At 66.5% G+C, this 16750-nt stretch carries 18 protein-coding genes; 6 read left to right on the forward strand and 12 right to left on the reverse strand.

Translation table 11 applies throughout. The features are described from left to right. Positions 1 to 5: 5 nt before the first annotated feature. Positions 6 to 209 (forward strand): ferredoxin, encoded by a 204-nt coding sequence (locus ABT352_RS00715; RefSeq protein WP_350941432.1) that lies wholly within the window; start codon positions 6 to 8, stop codon positions 207 to 209. A 151-nt stretch (positions 210 to 360) separates the two neighbouring features. Here the strand turns inward: ABT352_RS00715 and ABT352_RS00720 are convergent, their stop codons facing one another. Beyond that, a complete protein-coding gene (locus ABT352_RS00720) occupies positions 361 to 1299 on the reverse strand; it encodes an SDR family oxidoreductase (RefSeq protein WP_350941434.1) in 939 nt (312 codons plus the stop codon). Positions 1300 to 1496: 197 nt separating this feature from the next. Between ABT352_RS00720 and ABT352_RS00725 the strand changes: the two genes are divergently transcribed. After that, a complete protein-coding gene (locus ABT352_RS00725) occupies positions 1497 to 2063 on the forward strand; it encodes a TetR/AcrR family transcriptional regulator (RefSeq protein WP_350941435.1) in 567 nt (188 codons plus the stop codon). 72 nt (positions 2064 to 2135) lie between these two features. Here ABT352_RS00725 and ABT352_RS00730 read toward each other — a convergent pair whose 3' ends face one another. Together ABT352_RS00730 and ABT352_RS00735 are read right to left on the reverse strand one after the other, a co-directional pair. Beyond that, positions 2136 to 4514, reverse strand: a complete 2379-nt coding sequence (locus ABT352_RS00730; protein WP_350941436.1) for an ATP-binding cassette domain-containing protein — start codon at positions 4512 to 4514, stop codon at positions 2136 to 2138. Between the two features lie 65 nt (positions 4515 to 4579). Beyond that, positions 4580 to 4990: a VOC family protein gene (locus ABT352_RS00735; RefSeq protein WP_350941437.1), complete on the reverse strand. Its 411-nt coding sequence runs from the start codon at positions 4988 to 4990 to the stop codon at positions 4580 to 4582. 212 nt (positions 4991 to 5202) lie between these two features. Between ABT352_RS00735 and ABT352_RS00740 the strand changes: the two genes are divergently transcribed. Beyond that, on the forward strand, positions 5203 to 6102 hold the full coding sequence (locus tag ABT352_RS00740; RefSeq protein ID WP_350941438.1) for a TIGR03619 family F420-dependent LLM class oxidoreductase: 900 nt from the start codon (positions 5203 to 5205) through the stop codon (positions 6100 to 6102). Between the two features lie 98 nt (positions 6103 to 6200). On the opposite strand, the gene ABT352_RS00745 is transcribed toward ABT352_RS00740, so the two are convergent. The 4 genes from ABT352_RS00745 to ABT352_RS00760 all read right to left on the reverse strand — a co-directional run bounded on the left by ABT352_RS00745 (position 6201) and on the right by ABT352_RS00760 (position 7794). After that, entirely contained in the window at positions 6201 to 6545 is a 345-nt protein-coding gene (locus tag ABT352_RS00745; protein ID WP_350941439.1) for an ester cyclase, read from the reverse strand. Beyond that, complete coding sequence (locus ABT352_RS00750; protein WP_350941440.1) at positions 6542 to 6976, reverse strand: MarR family winged helix-turn-helix transcriptional regulator; 435 nt, start codon at positions 6974 to 6976, stop codon at positions 6542 to 6544. The genes ABT352_RS00745 and ABT352_RS00750 overlap by 4 nt, the downstream gene beginning before the upstream one ends. A 174-nt stretch (positions 6977 to 7150) precedes the next feature. Further along, a complete protein-coding gene (locus ABT352_RS00755) occupies positions 7151 to 7570 on the reverse strand; it encodes a hypothetical protein (protein WP_350941441.1) in 420 nt (139 codons plus the stop codon). Further along, the gene (locus ABT352_RS00760) at positions 7567 to 7794 is read right to left on the reverse strand and encodes a hypothetical protein (protein ID WP_350941442.1); all 228 of its coding nucleotides are present in this window, start codon (positions 7792 to 7794) and stop codon (positions 7567 to 7569) included. The genes ABT352_RS00755 and ABT352_RS00760 overlap by 4 nt, the downstream gene beginning before the upstream one ends. Before the next feature lie 179 nt (positions 7795 to 7973). Here ABT352_RS00760 and ABT352_RS00765 point away from each other — a divergent pair, with 179 nt between their 5' ends. Then, complete coding sequence (locus tag ABT352_RS00765) at positions 7974 to 9293, forward strand: helix-turn-helix domain-containing protein (protein WP_350941443.1); 1320 nt, start codon at positions 7974 to 7976, stop codon at positions 9291 to 9293. A gap of 150 nt (positions 9294 to 9443) precedes the next feature. Then, positions 9444 to 10205, forward strand: a complete 762-nt coding sequence (locus ABT352_RS00770) for a GntR family transcriptional regulator (protein WP_350941445.1) — start codon at positions 9444 to 9446, stop codon at positions 10203 to 10205. A gap of 207 nt (positions 10206 to 10412) precedes the next feature. Here the strand turns inward: ABT352_RS00770 and ABT352_RS00775 are convergent, their stop codons facing one another. The 3 genes from ABT352_RS00775 to ABT352_RS00785 all read right to left on the reverse strand — a co-directional run bounded on the left by ABT352_RS00775 (position 10413) and on the right by ABT352_RS00785 (position 13302). Further along, a complete protein-coding gene (locus tag ABT352_RS00775) occupies positions 10413 to 11030 on the reverse strand; it encodes an RloB family protein (RefSeq protein ID WP_350941447.1) in 618 nt (205 codons plus the stop codon). After that, on the reverse strand, positions 11030 to 12319 hold the full coding sequence (locus ABT352_RS00780) for an AAA family ATPase (RefSeq protein ID WP_350941449.1): 1290 nt from the start codon (positions 12317 to 12319) through the stop codon (positions 11030 to 11032). Before ABT352_RS00780 ends, ABT352_RS00775 begins: the two co-directional genes overlap by 1 nt. Before the next feature lie 380 nt (positions 12320 to 12699). Further along, a complete protein-coding gene (locus ABT352_RS00785; RefSeq protein ID WP_350941451.1) occupies positions 12700 to 13302 on the reverse strand; it encodes a TetR/AcrR family transcriptional regulator in 603 nt (200 codons plus the stop codon). Positions 13303 to 13420: 118 nt separating this feature from the next. On the opposite strand from ABT352_RS00785, the gene ABT352_RS00790 reads away from it, so the two are divergent. Continuing rightward, positions 13421 to 14440: an aldo/keto reductase gene (locus tag ABT352_RS00790; RefSeq protein WP_350941452.1), complete on the forward strand. Its 1020-nt coding sequence runs from the start codon at positions 13421 to 13423 to the stop codon at positions 14438 to 14440. Between the two features lie 236 nt (positions 14441 to 14676). Here ABT352_RS00790 and ABT352_RS00795 read toward each other — a convergent pair whose 3' ends face one another. Together ABT352_RS00795 and ABT352_RS00800 are read right to left on the reverse strand one after the other, a co-directional pair. Beyond that, complete coding sequence (locus ABT352_RS00795; RefSeq protein ID WP_350941454.1) at positions 14677 to 15279, reverse strand: response regulator; 603 nt, start codon at positions 15277 to 15279, stop codon at positions 14677 to 14679. Between the two features lie 63 nt (positions 15280 to 15342). Next, positions 15343 to 16479, reverse strand: coding sequence for a sensor histidine kinase (locus tag ABT352_RS00800; RefSeq protein WP_350941455.1), 1137 nt, complete (start codon positions 16477 to 16479; stop codon positions 15343 to 15345). Between the last annotated feature and the right edge of the window lie 271 nt (positions 16480 to 16750).

A 16750-nucleotide genomic window follows, 5' to 3' on the forward strand; every position in this document is an offset into this window, starting at 1 on the left:
GCGACATGAAGGTCACCACGGACGTGGCGCGGTGCATCGGAGCGGGCATGTGCGTGCTCACCGCGCCCGAGGTCTTCGACCAGAGCGAGGACGAGGGCACCGTCGTGCTCCTCGACGAGACGCCCCCGCCCGAGTTGCACGCCGCCGTCCGCCGGGCCGTGCAGCTGTGCCCCTCGGGCGCGATCTCGGTGAGCGATCCGGAGAGCTGAGGCAAACGGACCGGTCGGCCCTGAACAGGAGGACTGAGGCCGGCGGGCCTGCCGGTCCTGAACGGGAGAGCCGAGGCCGGCGGGCCCGCCGACTCTGAACGGGAGGGTCGAGGTTACACGGGCCCGTCGGTCCTGAACGGTAGGGCCGAGGCTACGCGGGCCCGCCGGTCCTGAAGTAGTGGCCCTTCTCCAGGTCCTCGATCAGGCCCGGCTGGGTGGGCTGCCACCCCAGCAGTTCGCGGGTGAGTTCGCCGGAGGCGGGGTTGTCGGTGGCGAGGAACCATGACAGCCACCCGAAGTGCCCGGCCGCTTCGTCGACGGAGACGGAACGGGTCGGCAGATCGAGGTGACGGCCGACGACCTCGGCGATCGAGCGGATCGGCACGCCCTCTTCGGCGACCGCGTGCAGTACCGATCCGGGCGGCGCCCCCTCCAGGGCGAGCCGGAACAGGTGCGCGGCGTCGAGGCGGTGCGTGGCCGGCCAGCGCTGGGAGCCGTCGCCGACGTAGCCGGAGAAGCCCTTGTCGAGGGCGATGCCGACCAGGGCCGTCATGAACCCGTTGTCGCCCTCACCGTGCACGGTCGGCGGAAGTCGTACGACGGACGAGCGGATGTTCCGGTCGGCGAGGGCGAGGGTGAGGTGCGCGGTGCTCATCCGGGTCCGCGGGCCGCCGTCCAGGTCCGCGGGCAACGCCTCGGGGGTGAGTCCGTCCTCTTCCGTGCTCGTACGGCCCGGGGTGAGCCCGAGCACCCCGGAGGCGAGCAGGAACGGCCGGGCGGACCCGGCGAGCACCTCACCGAACGTCTCGACGACGCGGCGGTCCGCGTCGGCGGCGCCCTGGAAGTCTCCCGCGAAGGCGCTCTCGTGCTTGAACGCGAGGTGGATCACCCCGTCCGAGGCGGCGGCCGCGTCGCGCAGGACGTCGAGATCGTCGAGCGTGCCGCGGACCACCTCGACCCCGACCCCGGTGAGGGCGGCGGCCGAGGCGTCGGAACGGGCGAGCCCGACGACCCGGTGACCCGCGTCGATGAGTTCGGGGACGAGTGCGGAGCCGATCCATCCGGATGCTCCGGTGACGAAAACGCGCATGAGTCATGCCTCCAGCCCGGGTCGGTCGCCCTCGCGCGGCAAAGACGCGTCGGGCGGCCGACTAATGTCAGTCACTGCCATCACACCGTAGCAACCGATGTCAGTCGCTGTCATCACCCGACGGCACATAATGTCAGCGACTGTCATCACGCGACGCCGACCGATGTCAGCCACTGCCATCGGGTACACTGCCCGACATGGGAAGATGGGAGCCGAACGCACGATCTCGGCTCGAACAGGCGGCGCTGGATCTCTACCTTGAGCACGGCTTCGAACGCACCTCGGTCGCGGAGATCGCCCTGCGGGCGGGGCTGACCGAGCGGACGTTCTTCCGCCACTACGCGGACAAGCGCGAAGTGCTGTTCTCGTGTCCGAGCCTGCTGCAGCAGCTCTTCACGGACGCGGTCACCCAGGCCCCCGAGTCCGCCACCCCGATAGAAGCCGTGGCGGCGGCCATCGAGGCCACCGCGGCCGTGCTCCAGGAACGCCGGGAGTACACCCTCCGCCGCCAGACCATCATCGCCGCCAGCGCCGAGCTGCAGGAACGCGAGCTGATCAAACTCGCCTCACTGTCGGCCACACTCGCCGACGCGCTGCGGCAACGCGGAGTCGAGGACGCCTGCGCGAACCTCGCCGCCGAGGCGGGCATCGCCGTCTTCAAGGTCGCGACCCGCCTCTGGGTCGAGCAGTCCGGCCAGGGGGACCTCTCCCGGTTCGTCAAGGAGTCGTTCGAAGGACTCAGAGCGGTGACCGCGGGCACCTGACCCGCGAGGCCCGACCGGCTCGGATTCCCGGCGCTCGACGTTCCCCTTGGTCAGGTGCCCGCGTTCTCCCGGTCAGCTGCCGACGTAGGCCGCGAGGTGTTCGCCGGTGAGGGTGGAGCGGGCGGCGACGAGGTCGGCGGGGGTGCCCTCGAAGACGATCCGGCCGCCGTCGTGGCCGGCACCCGGGCCGAGGTCGATGATCCAGTCGGCGTGCGCCATCACCGCCTGGTGGTGCTCGATGACGATGACCGACTTGCCGGAGTCGACGAGCCGGTCCAGCAGGCCGAGCAGCTGCTCGACGTCGGCGAGGTGCAGGCCGGTGGTCGGCTCGTCGAGGACGTAGACGCCGCCCTTCTCCGCCATGTGGGTGGCGAGCTTGAGCCGCTGCCGCTCGCCGCCGGACAGCGTGGTGAGCGGCTGACCGAGGCTGAGGTAGCCGAGCCCGACGTCGGCGAGCCTGCCGAGGATGGCGTGCGCGGCCGGGGTGCGCGCCTCGCCCGCTCCGAAGAACTCCTCGGCCTCGACCACCGACATCGCGAGCACCTCGCTGATGTCGCGACCGCCGAAGCGGTATTCCAGCACCGACGCCTGGAACCGCTTCCCCTCGCACTCCTCGCAGACGGTGGCGACGCCCGCCATCATCGCCAGGTCGGTGTAGATGACGCCCGCGCCGTTGCACTCGGGGCAGGCACCCTCGGAGTTCGCGCTGAACAGTGCCGGCTTCACGCCGTTCGCCTTCGCGAACGCCTTGCGGATCGGTTCGAGCAGGCCGGTGTACGTCGCCGGGTTGCTGCGCCGCGAGCCCCGGATCGCGCTCTGGTCGACCGAGACCACCCCCGCGCCCCGGGGGATCGACCCGTGGATGAGCGAGCTCTTGCCGGACCCCGCGACACCGGTGACGACGACGAGCACCCCGAGCGGGATGTCGACGTCGACGTTCTGGAGGTTGTGGCGGTCGGCGCCGCGGATCTCCAGCGTGCCCTTGGGTGTCCGCACCGTCTCCTTGAGCGTGGACCGGTCGTCGAAGTGGCGGCCGGTGATCGTGCCGCCGGTCCTCAGCCCCTCGACGGTGCCCTCGAAGCAGACGGTGCCACCCGCCGTACCGGCGCCGGGGCCGAGGTCGACGACGTGGTCGGCGATCACGATCGTCTCCGGCTTGTGCTCCACGACGAGGACCGTGTTGCCCTTGTCCCGCAGCCGCAGCAGCAGGTTGTTCATCCGCTGGATGTCGTGGGGGTGCAGGCCGATGGTGGGCTCGTCGAAGACGTAGGTGACGTCGGTGAGCGAGGAGCCGAGGTGCCGGATCATCTTCACGCGCTGCGCCTCGCCGCCCGACAGCGTGCCCGCGGGCCGGTCGAGCGAGAGGTAACCCAGCCCGATCTCCACGAACGAGTCGAGGGTGTGCGCCAGCGTGCCGAGCAGCGGAGCCACCGAGGGCTCGTCCAGACCGCGTACCCATCCGGCCAGGTCGCTGATCTGCATCGCGCACGCGTCGGCGATGCTGACCCCACCGATGCGCGAGGACCTCGCCGCCTCGCTGAGCCGGGTGCCGTCGCACTCGGGGCAGGTGGTGAAGGTGACCGCCCGGTCCACGAACGCCCGGATGTGCGGCTGCATCCCCTCCCGGTCCTTCGACAGGAACGACTTCTGGATCTTCGGGATCAGTCCCTCGTAGGTGAGGTTGACGCCGTCGACCTTCACCTTGACCGGCTCCCCGTAGAGGAAGTCGTGCAGCTCCTTCTTGGTGTAGTCGCGGATCGGCTTGTCCGGGTCGACGAACCCCGACTCGGCGTAGACCCGTACGGTCCAGAAGCTGTCCGACTTCCAGCCGGGGATGGTGAACGCGCCCTCGGCGAGCGACTTGGAGTCGTCGTAGAGCTGGGTGAGGTCGATGTCGGAGACCGCTCCCCGGCCCTCGCAGCGCACGCACATGCCGCCGATACGGGTGAAGGTCGCCTTCTCGGCCTTGCGGGCACCGCGCTCGACCGTGATCGCACCGCTCGCCCGGACCGTGGCGACGTTGAAGGAGAACGCCTGCGGCGAGCCGATGTGCGGCTGCCCGAGCCGGCTGAAGAGGATGCGCAGCATCGCGTTCGCGTCGGTGGCGGTGCCGACCGTGGAGCGGGGGTCGCCACCCATCCGCTGCTGGTCCACGATGATCGCGGTCGTCAGCCCTTCGAGGACGTCGACCTCGGGCCGCGCCTGCGTCGGCATGAAGCCCTGCACGAAGGCGCTGTAGGTCTCATTGATCATCCGCTGCGACTCGGCGGCGATCGTACCGAAGACCAGAGAGCTCTTGCCCGAGCCGGAGACACCGGTGAACACCGTGAGCCGTCGCTTCGGGATCTCGACGCTCACGTCCTTGAGGTTGTTCACCCGCGCGCCGAGCACGCGGATCAGATCGTGGCTGTCGGCGGCGTGCGGCTCGGACGACCTCTCGGTCATGCTCATCGGCTCTCCAACTGTCTGCGGGGGCGGTTGTGCGAGTTCTTCTTGGCTGCGCTTTCCCCGGGGGATCAGCGCAGCTCCTGGATGCGGACCAGGTTGCCCGCGGGGTCACGGACGGCGCAGTCTCGAACGCCGTACGGCTGCTCGGTCGGCTCCTGGCTGATCTCGGCGCCACCCGCACGCAACCGTTCGAAAATACTATCGAGATCGTCGGTGGAGAGGACAATACCGGCGTAGGTGCCCTTCGCCATCATTTCCACGATGGTGCGGCGCTCGTCGTCGGTGACTCCGGGGTCGGCGACCGGCGGTTGCAGCACGATGGAGGTGCTCGGCTGCCCGGGGGGACCGACCGTGATCCAGCGCATCCCGGCGTATCCGGCGTCGTTGCGGACCTCGAAACCGAGGATGTCGCGGTAGAAGGCGAGTGAGGCTTCCGGGTCGTCGTGCGGAAGGAAGCTCGCGTGGATGGTGATGTCCATGGCATTCACGCTAGGTGCGGCCCGGGGGTGGTCGCTTCTCCGATCCTGACCGGTCGGGTCACCTGTCCGGCCAGGCAGGACGGTATTTCCGCCGCCGCCCGGCCGAATCCGCACGGAGATTTCGACATCCCTCCCGGGGAGAGCGCAAAAATCTCATGGCCGCTCCGACTACCCATCGAAAGGACACACCTCAACGATCATCGGAGAACGAGATGGACCTTCCTCGTATCGGCGTCAGCCTGCCGCACTTCGGACCGTACGCGGGCCCGGACGCCGTCGTCGCCGTGGCGCGGGCGACGGAGCGGCTCGGGTTCCACGCCGTGTCCGTCAGCGAACGGCTGCTCATGCCCGCCGCACCGGACTGGACCAACGACGCCGGTCTGCCCGAGTCCCACGTCTGGGACTCGCTGGAGATCCTGACCTGGGCCGCCGCCCACACGGAGCGAATCCGGGTGAGCACCGGAATCGTCAATTCGATCTTCCAGTCGCCCGTCATCCTCGCCCGCAGGCTGGCCACCCTCGACCGGCTGTCCGGTGGCCGTCTCGACGCCGGTATCGGCCAGGGGGGCGGCACGATGGAACCGCCGTACTACATTCCCGAGGAGTTCGTCGCGGCGGGAGTGCCGGCCTCGCGCAGGGGCGCCGGGTTCGTCGAGCACATCGCCGCGATGCGGGCCTGCTGGGGTCCGGACCCCGTCTCGCATCACGGCCGCCACTACCAGATCCCGTCGTCCCTGGTCGGGCCGAAGCCGTTCGGGGACACCATCCCCCTGTTCATCGGCGCGCTCACCCGGCACACCATCGAACGGGCGGCGCGCGTCGGTGACGGCTTCATCGTCGTGGCTTTGGACTGGAAGGAGACCCGGACCAAGATCCAGTGGTACCGGGAGGCGGGCGGCACCGGCACGGTCGTGGTGAACACGATCCAGGCCTACCCCGACACCCCGATCACCCCCGCCACGTTCACGGACGCCATGCTGAACGACCTCGAACGCGCCGCGAAAGCCGGCGCGGACGAGATGCACCTCACCCTCAACCTCAAGCCCGTCTCCCCTGACGATCAGATCGAACTGCTGGAGGCCCTCGCCGGCAAGCTCGGCCTGCCCGCCTGACGAGGCGCCGGTGAACGCCTCGTCCCGCGTTCACCGGCACCTCTCCCGTCGGCTTCTACGAGAGCGACGTCGTCGCCGCTACGCGCCGGACGACCCCCTCAGGAGTCGCGTCGCAGCGACGACAGCCCCCACAGCTCGGCGATGCGCCCGTCACGCACCCGGAAGATCTCCAACATGGTGGGTGATTCCCGGCCGGGAATCCCGTGCACGCTCGTGCGGACGGCGACTGTGTCCCCTTCGACGACCATGTCCTCGATGACGACCCGGGCATCGGGGAACGCCTCGTGGAACCCCTGCCATGCCCGGGTGACGCTCGCGGGGCCGGTCGTGCCCAGAGGGTGGCTGTAGAAGTCCGCCGTGAATATCCCCTCCGTCGCGGCGTGGTCGTGGGCGTTGAACGCCGCGTACATCCGCCGGGCGGCGGCCCGCACGTCTTCGGTCATCGGCCCTCCTGTTCGAGGATGTTCGCGCGGACGCGACGCAGGACATCCAGCACGATCTCCCGCTGTTGCGGGGTGGTCCGGTCGAGAAGCCGTTCCTGGTACGCCTGGTGTGCTCGCTCCAGATCGGCCGCCACCCGCTCACCGGCAGCGGTCAGCGCGGCCAGGGTGTAGCGGTTGTCCTCCGGGTCCAGGCGACGGCCGAGCAGTCCTTCGGCCTCGAATTCCTTGACCAGCCGGGTGACGCTCGCGCCGTCGACGCTCAGTGTCCGGCGCAGGTCACTGTGACTGGTCTCGCCGTCACGCCACAGCCGGATGAGCAGCTGCACTCGCTGAGGGCTCATCCCCACGTGCCGGGCGAATGCCTGCCGCAGCTCAGCACAGGACCCGCCAAGCTCACGGAAGAACGTGTCCTCCACCGTCTCTTCACGCATGATCTCTTTATATTCTCAACTCTTGACTTCATCAAGAGATTTATCGCCCCGCCCAGGACACGGAATCGAGGAAGATCAAGAAGTGACGCCGAAGCCACCTCGCGCCCTGCCCGACGTCCGCCGGGAGCGGTGCCCTCGCCACCCCTGACAAGGGCACCGCCACGGCGACCGGGGTCATGAGTCCCGGTCGCCCCCGGCCCCGCGAGCGATCCCGGAAGGTTCGCACCACCGCTCGCGCTCGCGGGAGTCGTCGGCGCGACGATCACGAGACCGCCGCCGCGCCCGTCCGGGAGACGTACCGGAGCCCTCCACCTCGGGGCGGACGGCCAGAGCCATCACGATCCCGTACATCTGGGCTTCGAGATCGTCGGCGGTGGCCCCCTGGAGGATCACCGGGCCGGGCACCGGCCAGGCCGCGATCGCGTAGAACAGCCGCGAGTGCGCGCCGTAGAAGACCGTCCAGTCCTTCCACTCGCGATCCAGCCGCTCCGCCTCACCACGGGCACGGTGATCCCACGTACGCCGGGGAACGAGGGCGGGAGCCATCCCGTCGCGGTGCCGCCCTCCGCCGGACGCGGGCCTGCGCCGGATCACGAGACCGCCTGCCCGCTCACCTGCCGAGCGGCACTCTCCTGCCGCTCGACCTCCTCCCGCAACTCGTCGAGAGTGTCGGCGTCGACCGTACGCGCCGCCCCGGCATCGAACTCCGCATCGGTGAACGGAACGACACGAGACGCCCACAACCGCCCCTTGTCACTGAGAATGACCCGCCAACCGGAAATCACCGGCTCGCGGGGCGTTGATTTATCATCGTCCATGGATCGGACCTCCATCCGATCAAGGGGCCCGTTCCGGCGTGTAGTGCCGTGGCGGGCTCCGCAATTTCACGGGGATCTTCGCCGCGTCCATGTAATAGTGGAATTGCCGAACGAGATATCCAAGAGGTTTACTGGGGGAAGAGGCACACCCCCCAAACTCCCCAATCCCGGAGTACGAAATGCCACGTACGTCCCAGCCGGTTAATCCCGCTGATTCACCTTGGCACCTGCTTGGCAGCACTATTCGCCATTGGCGGGAAAATGCCCGTTTTTCGCAGCGCGACCTCGCCGCGATGATCCACATGGACCACACGATGATCTCCGCCTGGGAGCGTGCCGCCTCACGCCTGGACACCACCAACGTCCGGGCAATCGATACGGCATTAGAGGCGAATGGGCAGATCTCAGAGCTTCATGCCCTCGTTGTGGAAGTTGACCGATTCCGGGTAAGTAAGGTGGAAACAGACACCTCAATATGTAATGAGGATGATGTGGAGCGCCGTACCCTTCTCCAGCTCTTGGCGATGATGGGTGCCGGTGCCGGCATCCCCGCTTCCGCCGTAGACGCTCTCCACGCGGACCTGTGGCGGGTCACGGACGCGGCCGACAACAGCGTGAGCGACTGGGAGCAGATCGCGTGGGACTACGCACAAGGCGTGTGGACCGAGCCACCGGGTTCCAGGAGCGCCGACCTGGCGGGCGACATCCGTAACCTGGGCCTTGCTTTGACGCGCTCCCACACCCCGGCCGACCGCACCACCTTGCTGCGCGTCTACGCCCAACTGGCGGCCTTCATGGCCCTTGATCTGGCTGAAACCTCCAGCGCCCGCGCATGCTGGCGTTCATGGCGTGCGGCCCGGTCGGCGGCCGACGCCTCAGGCGACCGTGAGCTGAGCGTGTGGGTACGCGCCGAAGAGGCCACCAAGTCGTTCTACATGCGTCGTCCCGGACCGGCCGCAGGTGTCCTGGTCGAGGAGGCCGTGCATCTCGCGGACGGCCATGCGTGTCTCGGCTTGTTGGAGGCACTGAAAACACGGAGCCGCATTCTCGCCGCAGACGGGCGGGTGGCCCCCGCCCGTGAGGTTCTCGACGATTTCAGGGACGTTTACGAGCGGCTCCCCGACTCCGTGACCAATGACCCCATCTCCGTGTGGGGATATCCCCTGGAAAGCGCACAGTACGCCGAGGCTTTTGTGCTCTCCATGCTGGGAGACGGGAAGTCGGCGACGCCGATACTGGAGCAGGCTCTCGCCTCATGCCCACGAGAGAAGGCCGGAGGCAGGGCCAACATCGGCCTCATCCAGGCATGGGGGCTAATCCAGGAGCGAGATGTGACCGAAGGGCTCGACCATGCTCTCAACATCGCGACATCCCTCCCCACCACAACCGCCAGACGCAAAATCATGCGGGAGGTCGTAACCGCCCTCCCCGAACGCGCCCGAACCCTGCCCGCCGCCCGCGAACTCCACGCCCTGACGACAGGAACCCGTTCGGGATGACACCTTGAAGAAACGTCCGCGTGACGGTGGGCTCCAGAATCCCGACCAAGTATCAATGCCTAATTCCGTCAGTTGCAAGACAGGTGATCATGGTGGAACCGGCCCACCTGTACGCTCCCGTCAGGCCAGACTGAAATTCAGGAGGTAGACGTGACCGAAAGGCCACATGCCTATCTCCGTATTGCCGATCACCTGCGAGAACTGATCGTGTCGGGCGAGCTCGCCCCAGGAGCGAAGCTGCCGACGCAACGGCTCCTTGCCGAGGAGCACGGGGTCTCCGACATCCTCATCCGGCGGGCGCTGGAGATCCTTCGCAACGAGGGCTTGGTCGAATCGCGCCAGGGCTCCGGAACGTACGTCCGGGAGCGTCTGCCTGTACGCCGCATCTGCATGGACCGCTACCTGATCGATGCGGGGCCGCAGGACAGTCCGCAGACGAGTTTCACACATGATGTCGGGATCACCTGGTCGCAGTACCGTCTCGACAAGGCTTACCGGATGATTCAAGCCGACGAGCGCCTGGCCGGCCTGTTCGGAGTCCCGGCCGGAACCCGGGTCCTTGAGCGCCGGTTCGTCTTCTACGCCTCGGGCAACCCGAGCCAAATGGCGCGCTCGTGCCTGTTGGCCGCTGACGTGGAGGGCACGCCGGTCGCCAACCCGAATAATGAGCCGTGGCCGGGCGGCAACATCGGTCAGCTGCGGACTCTCGGGATCGAGATCGACAAGATCACCGAAGAGACCGCGACGCGCATGCCGACACCGGAAGAGACCGAGCTGCTCAGGATCGCGGCTGGAGTTCCGGTCTTCGCGATCACGCGACTGATGTACTCGAAGAAGCGTGTCGTCGAGGTCGCGGATCCGATCGTCATCCCCGGCGACCGGGCCGTGCGGGTGGATCACATCGTGCTGTGAGAGGCAGCCCGCTCAGGGGTCCCAACAGAGGGTAAGGCGTCGTCGGCAGCCAATCGTGAGGGCCACGAAGACCTCGTGAATATCATCACGCGTCTCCCTCTCAACGGATACGTGGTCGGTGAAACCAGCGCAGCGGGCGATCGTCTGCTCGCCCTCCATCAGTCCAGCCCAGTCAACTGGCCCGTTAATTACAGAAGCACCTCGACACTATTCACCTTCAAGGCTCCGCAGAAATTTATACATCCCAGAGGATGGGTTGTCATGTGGAAAAGATGTGCCATTTTGCGCGTGCCGTGCATCGAGGCGCTTGGCGTGCTCGGCCGCCTTCTTTCTTAGAGGCATATAGACTTCGGGGTCGATCCTCTTTCCTGATCGGCCGTCCAGCGAACGGGATCGACTGTCTGCGGAATTCGTGTCCATAAATGCACTGCAGTTGCTGTAGTGCAAGATCAGCCACAGCTCGAAACACGGGTTTGATATCGCAAGGTTTATCCCGTTCGACCTCGCGAGATCTATTGCCTGCGGCAGGTTCGGGTGATTTTGGGGCCACTCCACATCAAAAAGGCACCAACATTCATCGATTTCAGGATCGCTCTTGTACGCCATGGCCTTCTTGACCAAAGTAAGAGGCACGCCCTGTTCGGGATGGATCTCTATGCTCAGCGCGGTGTTTTCGGCTATGTGTGGAAGCCTCTTCAGGCCGTTTATGTAATCGGGTTCAGAGTTCTGCCCTTCACAGAAGACCATTATCGTGCGGAGCTCAGGCCGCTTTTCAGCGGTCCTTCTCAGTGATTTTCCGCCCCTTTGGCGCCTACTCGAAATCATCAGCCGATTAATCCAAGAGCGCGCAGCAGGGCAGTCTGGTCCACTTGGGGTAGCGCGCCGAACCTGCCGTGAAGATAAGCATTCTCAAGGTTCTGCGATTTGCGCACACGCTCTCCGGAAAAATCAGCCAATGCGCCGAGGCGGGTGGAGCCGTCGGCTTGCTTTTCGGTCAGCCAGACTTCGTCTCGATTGAGGTGATTCAGAAGACTGGTGTCGTGAGACGTAAAGATCAATTGAGCACCGCGTGGATTGGTCACCGGACTACGGAAGATCCGTAGCAATTCCGCTGACAAGGTTGGGTGCAGGCTCGCGTCCAGCTCGTCGAACAGGACGACCGAACCCTGCCGCAGGGCAGTCAGAACTGGGCCGATCAGAGCGAACCATGTTCTCGTACCCTCTGACTCGACATCTAAATCAAACGGGACGCTCTCCTCTGTGGTCTTATGTAGAAGTCGCACCCTGCGTTGAGTACGCACCTCCGAGTCGGAATAGATGACCTCTCGGCGATCGATGACCACGTCTTCGATGCCAAGGTCGGCCAGACGCAACAGCGCCAATGCTTGTTGGCGAACTCCGATAAATCTCCCGCCAAGTTCGTTGTCATCGAAAAGGGTCAGTTGGTTGCCCTCCTCTTCGAACCAGCGAATTGTTGAGCGATGACTTGGGTTTCGATACGCTCCCGCCGGGAGGCGAGACTTGCTACGCCTGGGCATGTGACCAAGGTTCTGTATGCCTAGAAGCTCTCGCGTGAATTCCGACACCAGCGGTTCATCAAAACGTCGCGCGATCGAAAGTGCCAGAGTCCTGTGCGTGATAAGTTCGCGAGTGCCGGACAGACCGCCAAGCCCTCTTTGCAGCTTCAGCTCCAACTCTTCTCGCTCAAATATTCTCCTGCGCTTTTTCTCTGGATAGTGAAACAAGCCTTCATAGATCACATGTTCGCGGTCCAACTCAAGTACATACTCAAAACGAACGCCATCGATTATGACTTCGACGCTGAACTCACTCGCAAGTGCGCGACCATCACCAAAGGCGAATGGCTCAACCGGTATTTCGTCCTCCCAAAAACGAAAAGAAAAACTGACCGCATCACACAACCAGGAGAGCGCTGCTACGACGTTTGACTTTCCAGAGGCATTTGGTCCATATATCGCCGCAATTGGTAGAAGGCTCTCTCCGAGCAGCGGTACGGGGCGCGCTTCTTCGCGATCTCGATCGATTGCGACCATTGAAAGATCGACTGGCCCTCGGATGGAGCGATGGTTCGTGGCTCCGAATCTGATCAACACGATCTCACCCTACATGCACTCCAACTGCTGACACAGGACCTACGCCGTAAGTTTAAGACGAAATCAGTCCTCTGTCTGCAGCACTCCTGCATGCACGCGCCTACGTTGATGCGCCCCGCGATGATCGCCACGCCGAGATCGAGGTCGGCACACAACTGGGGGCATCGTTGCCACCCTGCTTTCAGTCCTCGGGGTTTACATGCCATCGAATAACAAGGACGGCTGAATACAGCAAAACCGCCCTGAACGATCAAAAGCACCAGACCGCATCTGCCGCTTAGAACTCCTGACAGAATGCGGCCGGCAGTTGAGGCCGCACCCTTCTACATCACTCCCAAGCCGGACAAACAGCGACCAAGTTTCTTACAACCTCCGTCCGGTCAGCGCGACGAGTCGGAGGAGACACGCCGGTGCGGGGTGCGCAGCCCGTCGATGAGCAGCGCAACCATCCGCCAGTTGTGGTCGTGGCCTTCGCCGGGTACGGGCATGCACAGATTGGCGACGGCGTACAGGAGGTCCCGGGCGCTGACGTCGTCGCGCACCGACCCGTCGGCCACGGCGGCGTCGAGCAGTGCCGTGAGAACGGGGCCTGCCTTGTCGATGAAGTAGCCGGAGAGGGTCTCGTAGGCCGGGTCGCCGGAGTGGAGGGCGGGGGCCAGTCCTCGTTTGGTCCCCAGGAGTTCGGCGTACCGGCGCAGCCACCGGGCGAGCGCTTCCGCGGGCTCGTGGGCGGCGCTGAGCTCGGGTCCTGCCGCGGCGACGGCGTCGATCCCGCTTTCCACGACCGCCTTGACCAGGTCCGAGCGCAGCGGGAAGTGCCGGTAGAGAGTTCCGACGCCGAGTCCGGCCAGGTCGGTGATCTCTTTCGCGGGTGCATCGACACCGGTCGTGTCGAAGACCGTCTTCGCCGCCTCGATCAGGGCGTCGACGTTGCGCTGCGCGTCCGCGCGCATGCGGCGGGACGGCCCTGTCTTCTCGGTCATGAGATCCCTCCGGTTGCGTAACCGGAAAAGCTTTCCGTATAGTTCCGGAAAGCTTTTCCGCTTAGATGGAGCGTAGAGCACCCCGCGCACGCTCCACCACACCCCGAGGAGAAACCCCATGCAGTACCGTCCCCTGGGGCGCACCGGCATCAAGGTCAGTCCCTACGCACTGGGCACCCTCATGTACGCCACGCGCATGGGCAACGAGCCTGAGGAGTCGGCACGCATCATTCACAAGGCTCTGGACGTCGGCATCAACTTCATCGACACCGCCGACGCCTACGGCGACTCGGAGGAAGTGGTGGGCAGGGCCCTCAAGGGACGCCGTGACAGCGTCGTCCTCGCGACCAAGTTCGGCAATCCGATGGGCGAGGACCCCAACCAGCGGGGCACCTCCCGGCGCTGGATCACGACCGCCGTCGAGAACTCGCTGCGACGGCTGCGGACGGACCACATCGACGTCTACCAGATCCACCGCCTCGACCCCACGACCGATGTCGAGGAGACCCTCTCCGCGCTCACCGACCTGATCCGCAGCGGCAAGATCCGCGCGATCGGCTCCTCCACCACCCCGGCCTCCGACATCGTCGAGGCGCAGTGGGTCGCCGAGCGCCGGAACCTGGAGCGATTCCGGACCGAGCAGCCGCCCTACTCCCTGCTCAACCGCGGCATCGAGCGCGAGGTCCTGCCCGTCGCGCAGAGATACGGCATGGGCGTCATGGTCTGGGGTCCGCTCGGTCAGGGCATGCTCACCGGCCGCGTGCGCAAGAACGGGGAGAACGACCTGAGCCGCGCGGGCTTCTTCAGGCACCTCAACGACGAGCGCCGCATCGACGTCGTCGAACGACTCATCCCCGTCGCCGAGGAGGCGGGCATGCCCCTGACCCACCTCGCCATGGCATTCACCATCGCCCACCCGGGTGTCACCAGCGCCATCGCCGGCCCTCGCACGATGGCCCACCTCGACGACCTCCTCGCCGGCATCGACGTCCGGCTCGGTGACGACGTCCTGGATCGGATCGACGAGATCGTCCCGCCCGGCACCGACGTCGGCGCCCTCGACCAGGACTACCTGCCGCCCGCCCTGCAGACCGCGGCCCTGCGCCGCCGCCCCGTCGGCGAACGCGCGGCAGCCTGATATCCCGGCCCGAATCCCGCGGCCGGTTTCGTACGCCGAGCAGCCTGCTCGACCAGGTTCGAGCTCACTCTCGGCCCCGCCGGTGTTCCCATGGTCGACTCGGAGGCCGCCTCCCCTGTGGGCCGGCCGGGCACTGTCGCCCGGATGCCGACGCGGCCCGCGGTGACGCCGAGACGAGAGACGTCCGGCAGGCGCCATGACATCGAGGGGCCTTCCTCTTCACCGGCCTCGGGCGGTTACAGCCAGTCGTGTTCGCGGGCGTATCTGGCCGCTTCGTGGCGGGTGCGGGTCTGGGTCTTCTGCATCGCGTTCGAGAGGTAGTTGCGGACCGTGCCCTCGGCCAGGTGGAGCCGGGTGGCGATGTCGGCGGCCGAGTAGCCTTCGCCGGTCGCTCGCAGGACGTCGAGCTCGCGGTCGGTGAGCGGGCAGTCGTCGATCACGGCGAGGGCGGAGACGTCCGGGTCGATCCACCGCCTGCCCTCGTGCAGGGTGGTGATGACCGAGACGATGTGTGCCGGTTCGGCAGACTTGCTGACGAAGCCCTGGACGCCGAGCCTGAGTGCCCTGCGCAGCACGCCGGGTCTGGCGTGGCGGGTGAGCATGAGGATCACCTGGTCGGGCCGGGTACGGCGGATCTCCGCGACCGCGCCGAGGCCGTCCACGCCGGGCATCTCCAGATCGATGACGAGCACGTCGGGCCGGTGTCGCAGGGTGGCCTGGACGGCCGTCTCCCCGTCCTCCGCTTCGGCGAGTACGGTGATGTCGCCTTCGAGGGGGAGCAAAGCGGCCAGCGCCTTGCGGAGGAGGGCCTCGTCGTCGGCGAGCACCACGGTGGTCATGTCGGTCGATTCTCCTTCCACAGGTCGTCGATTTTCACAGGTCGTCGATTCTCCTTCCACAGGTCAGGGAGTGGCGTTCGAGGGGCCGTGGAGGAAAGTCGCGGCTGTGAGGAAACGTCCGTCCTTCTGCTCCACGGTCAGCTCGCCCCCGTTCGTCGCCACCCGTTCCCTGAGGGTGGCGAGCCCTCGGAGCGGGGGAAGCGGGGCGTCCGGGACGCCGTCGTTCACGATGACGATGCCCGACTCCGAGAGGGTGACGCGCACCTGCCTGGCCTGGGCGTGCCGCAGGATGTTGGTCGTCGTCTCCCGCAGGACCAGGCCGAGCAGTTCGCCCGCGCGGGCGTCGACCTCGGCCTCGCGGTCGACGCGTACGTGGATGCCCGCGGCCTCGAAGAGGTTCTTCGCGTTCTCCAGCTCCGCGGAGAGGTTGAGCCGCCGCTGGGCGTAGGCGAGCTCCTTGGTCTGGTTGATGGTGTCGCTGACCAGGGCGTGCACCTCGCGTAGCTCCTGCTCGGCCCGTTCGGCGTCGCTGCGGACGAGTCTCTGCGCCAGCGCGATCTTGAGCTTCACCACGTGCAGGGTGTGGCCCTGGATGTCGTGCAGGTCGCTGGCGAACCGGACGCGTTCGCGGATGACGGCCAGCTCCGCTTCGCGCTCTCGCGCCTCCTCCAGCTCCTCGACGAGGCCGTAGAACCGCTTGTTGGGGAACATGAGACCGATGACCGCGGCCGTGCCTCCCGTGGGAAAGACGAGGTACTCGATCAGGGCGGAGGAGTCGACCTCCTGGGTGATCAGCAGCCTTGTCGCCCCCACCGCGGCGACGTAGGCGACCACTCCCAGGGCCGCCGCGACCCGGTGGCGCGGCAGTTGGGGGATGACGTGGGAGGCCACGATCGAGATGCCGTAGAACGCCATGCCGCCGCCGACCACGAACACGGAGAAGGGCCACACGGCGGCGGTGACGATCAGGCAGGGGATCGCGACGCGCAGGACGTCGCCCGCCGCCCACCGTACGAAGACCACCAGGGCCGCCACCACGCCCGCGCTCAGGACGAGGGCCTCCCCCCAGGTCCGGGCGTCCTTCACCACCGTCAGCACCCCGACGCCGATGAGCAGCGGGAGGAACAGGGTGAGGTTGAGCCTGCGCAGCCGCCCTCGCGTGGACTCGGTCGCCTGGGGCACCGCGTGTGTCGGGCTCACTGATCCTCACCTGGTCGCCGGACGGTCGGTCCTCGCGGTCGGGCCGCTGGGCCGCGGGTCGTACACAGCCGCAGGTCGTACGCGTCGGCCGTGTCCACAGCCGGCGGCATCGCGCGGTGGTCCCGCAGGAACGGCTCTCCAGGGTCGAACAGCGGAGTCCGCCCCGGCATTCCTCTCGCTCCGGGGCACCACCGGTGACACCGTTTCATGGATTAAATGGATTGACCTGCGGAAACGTCACGACAGCCCTTCGCGTCCCGCCGCCGAGGCA

This window comes from Streptosporangium sp. NPDC000563 (assembly GCF_040299985.1).
Classification (GTDB): domain Bacteria; phylum Actinomycetota; class Actinomycetes; order Streptosporangiales; family Streptosporangiaceae; genus Streptosporangium.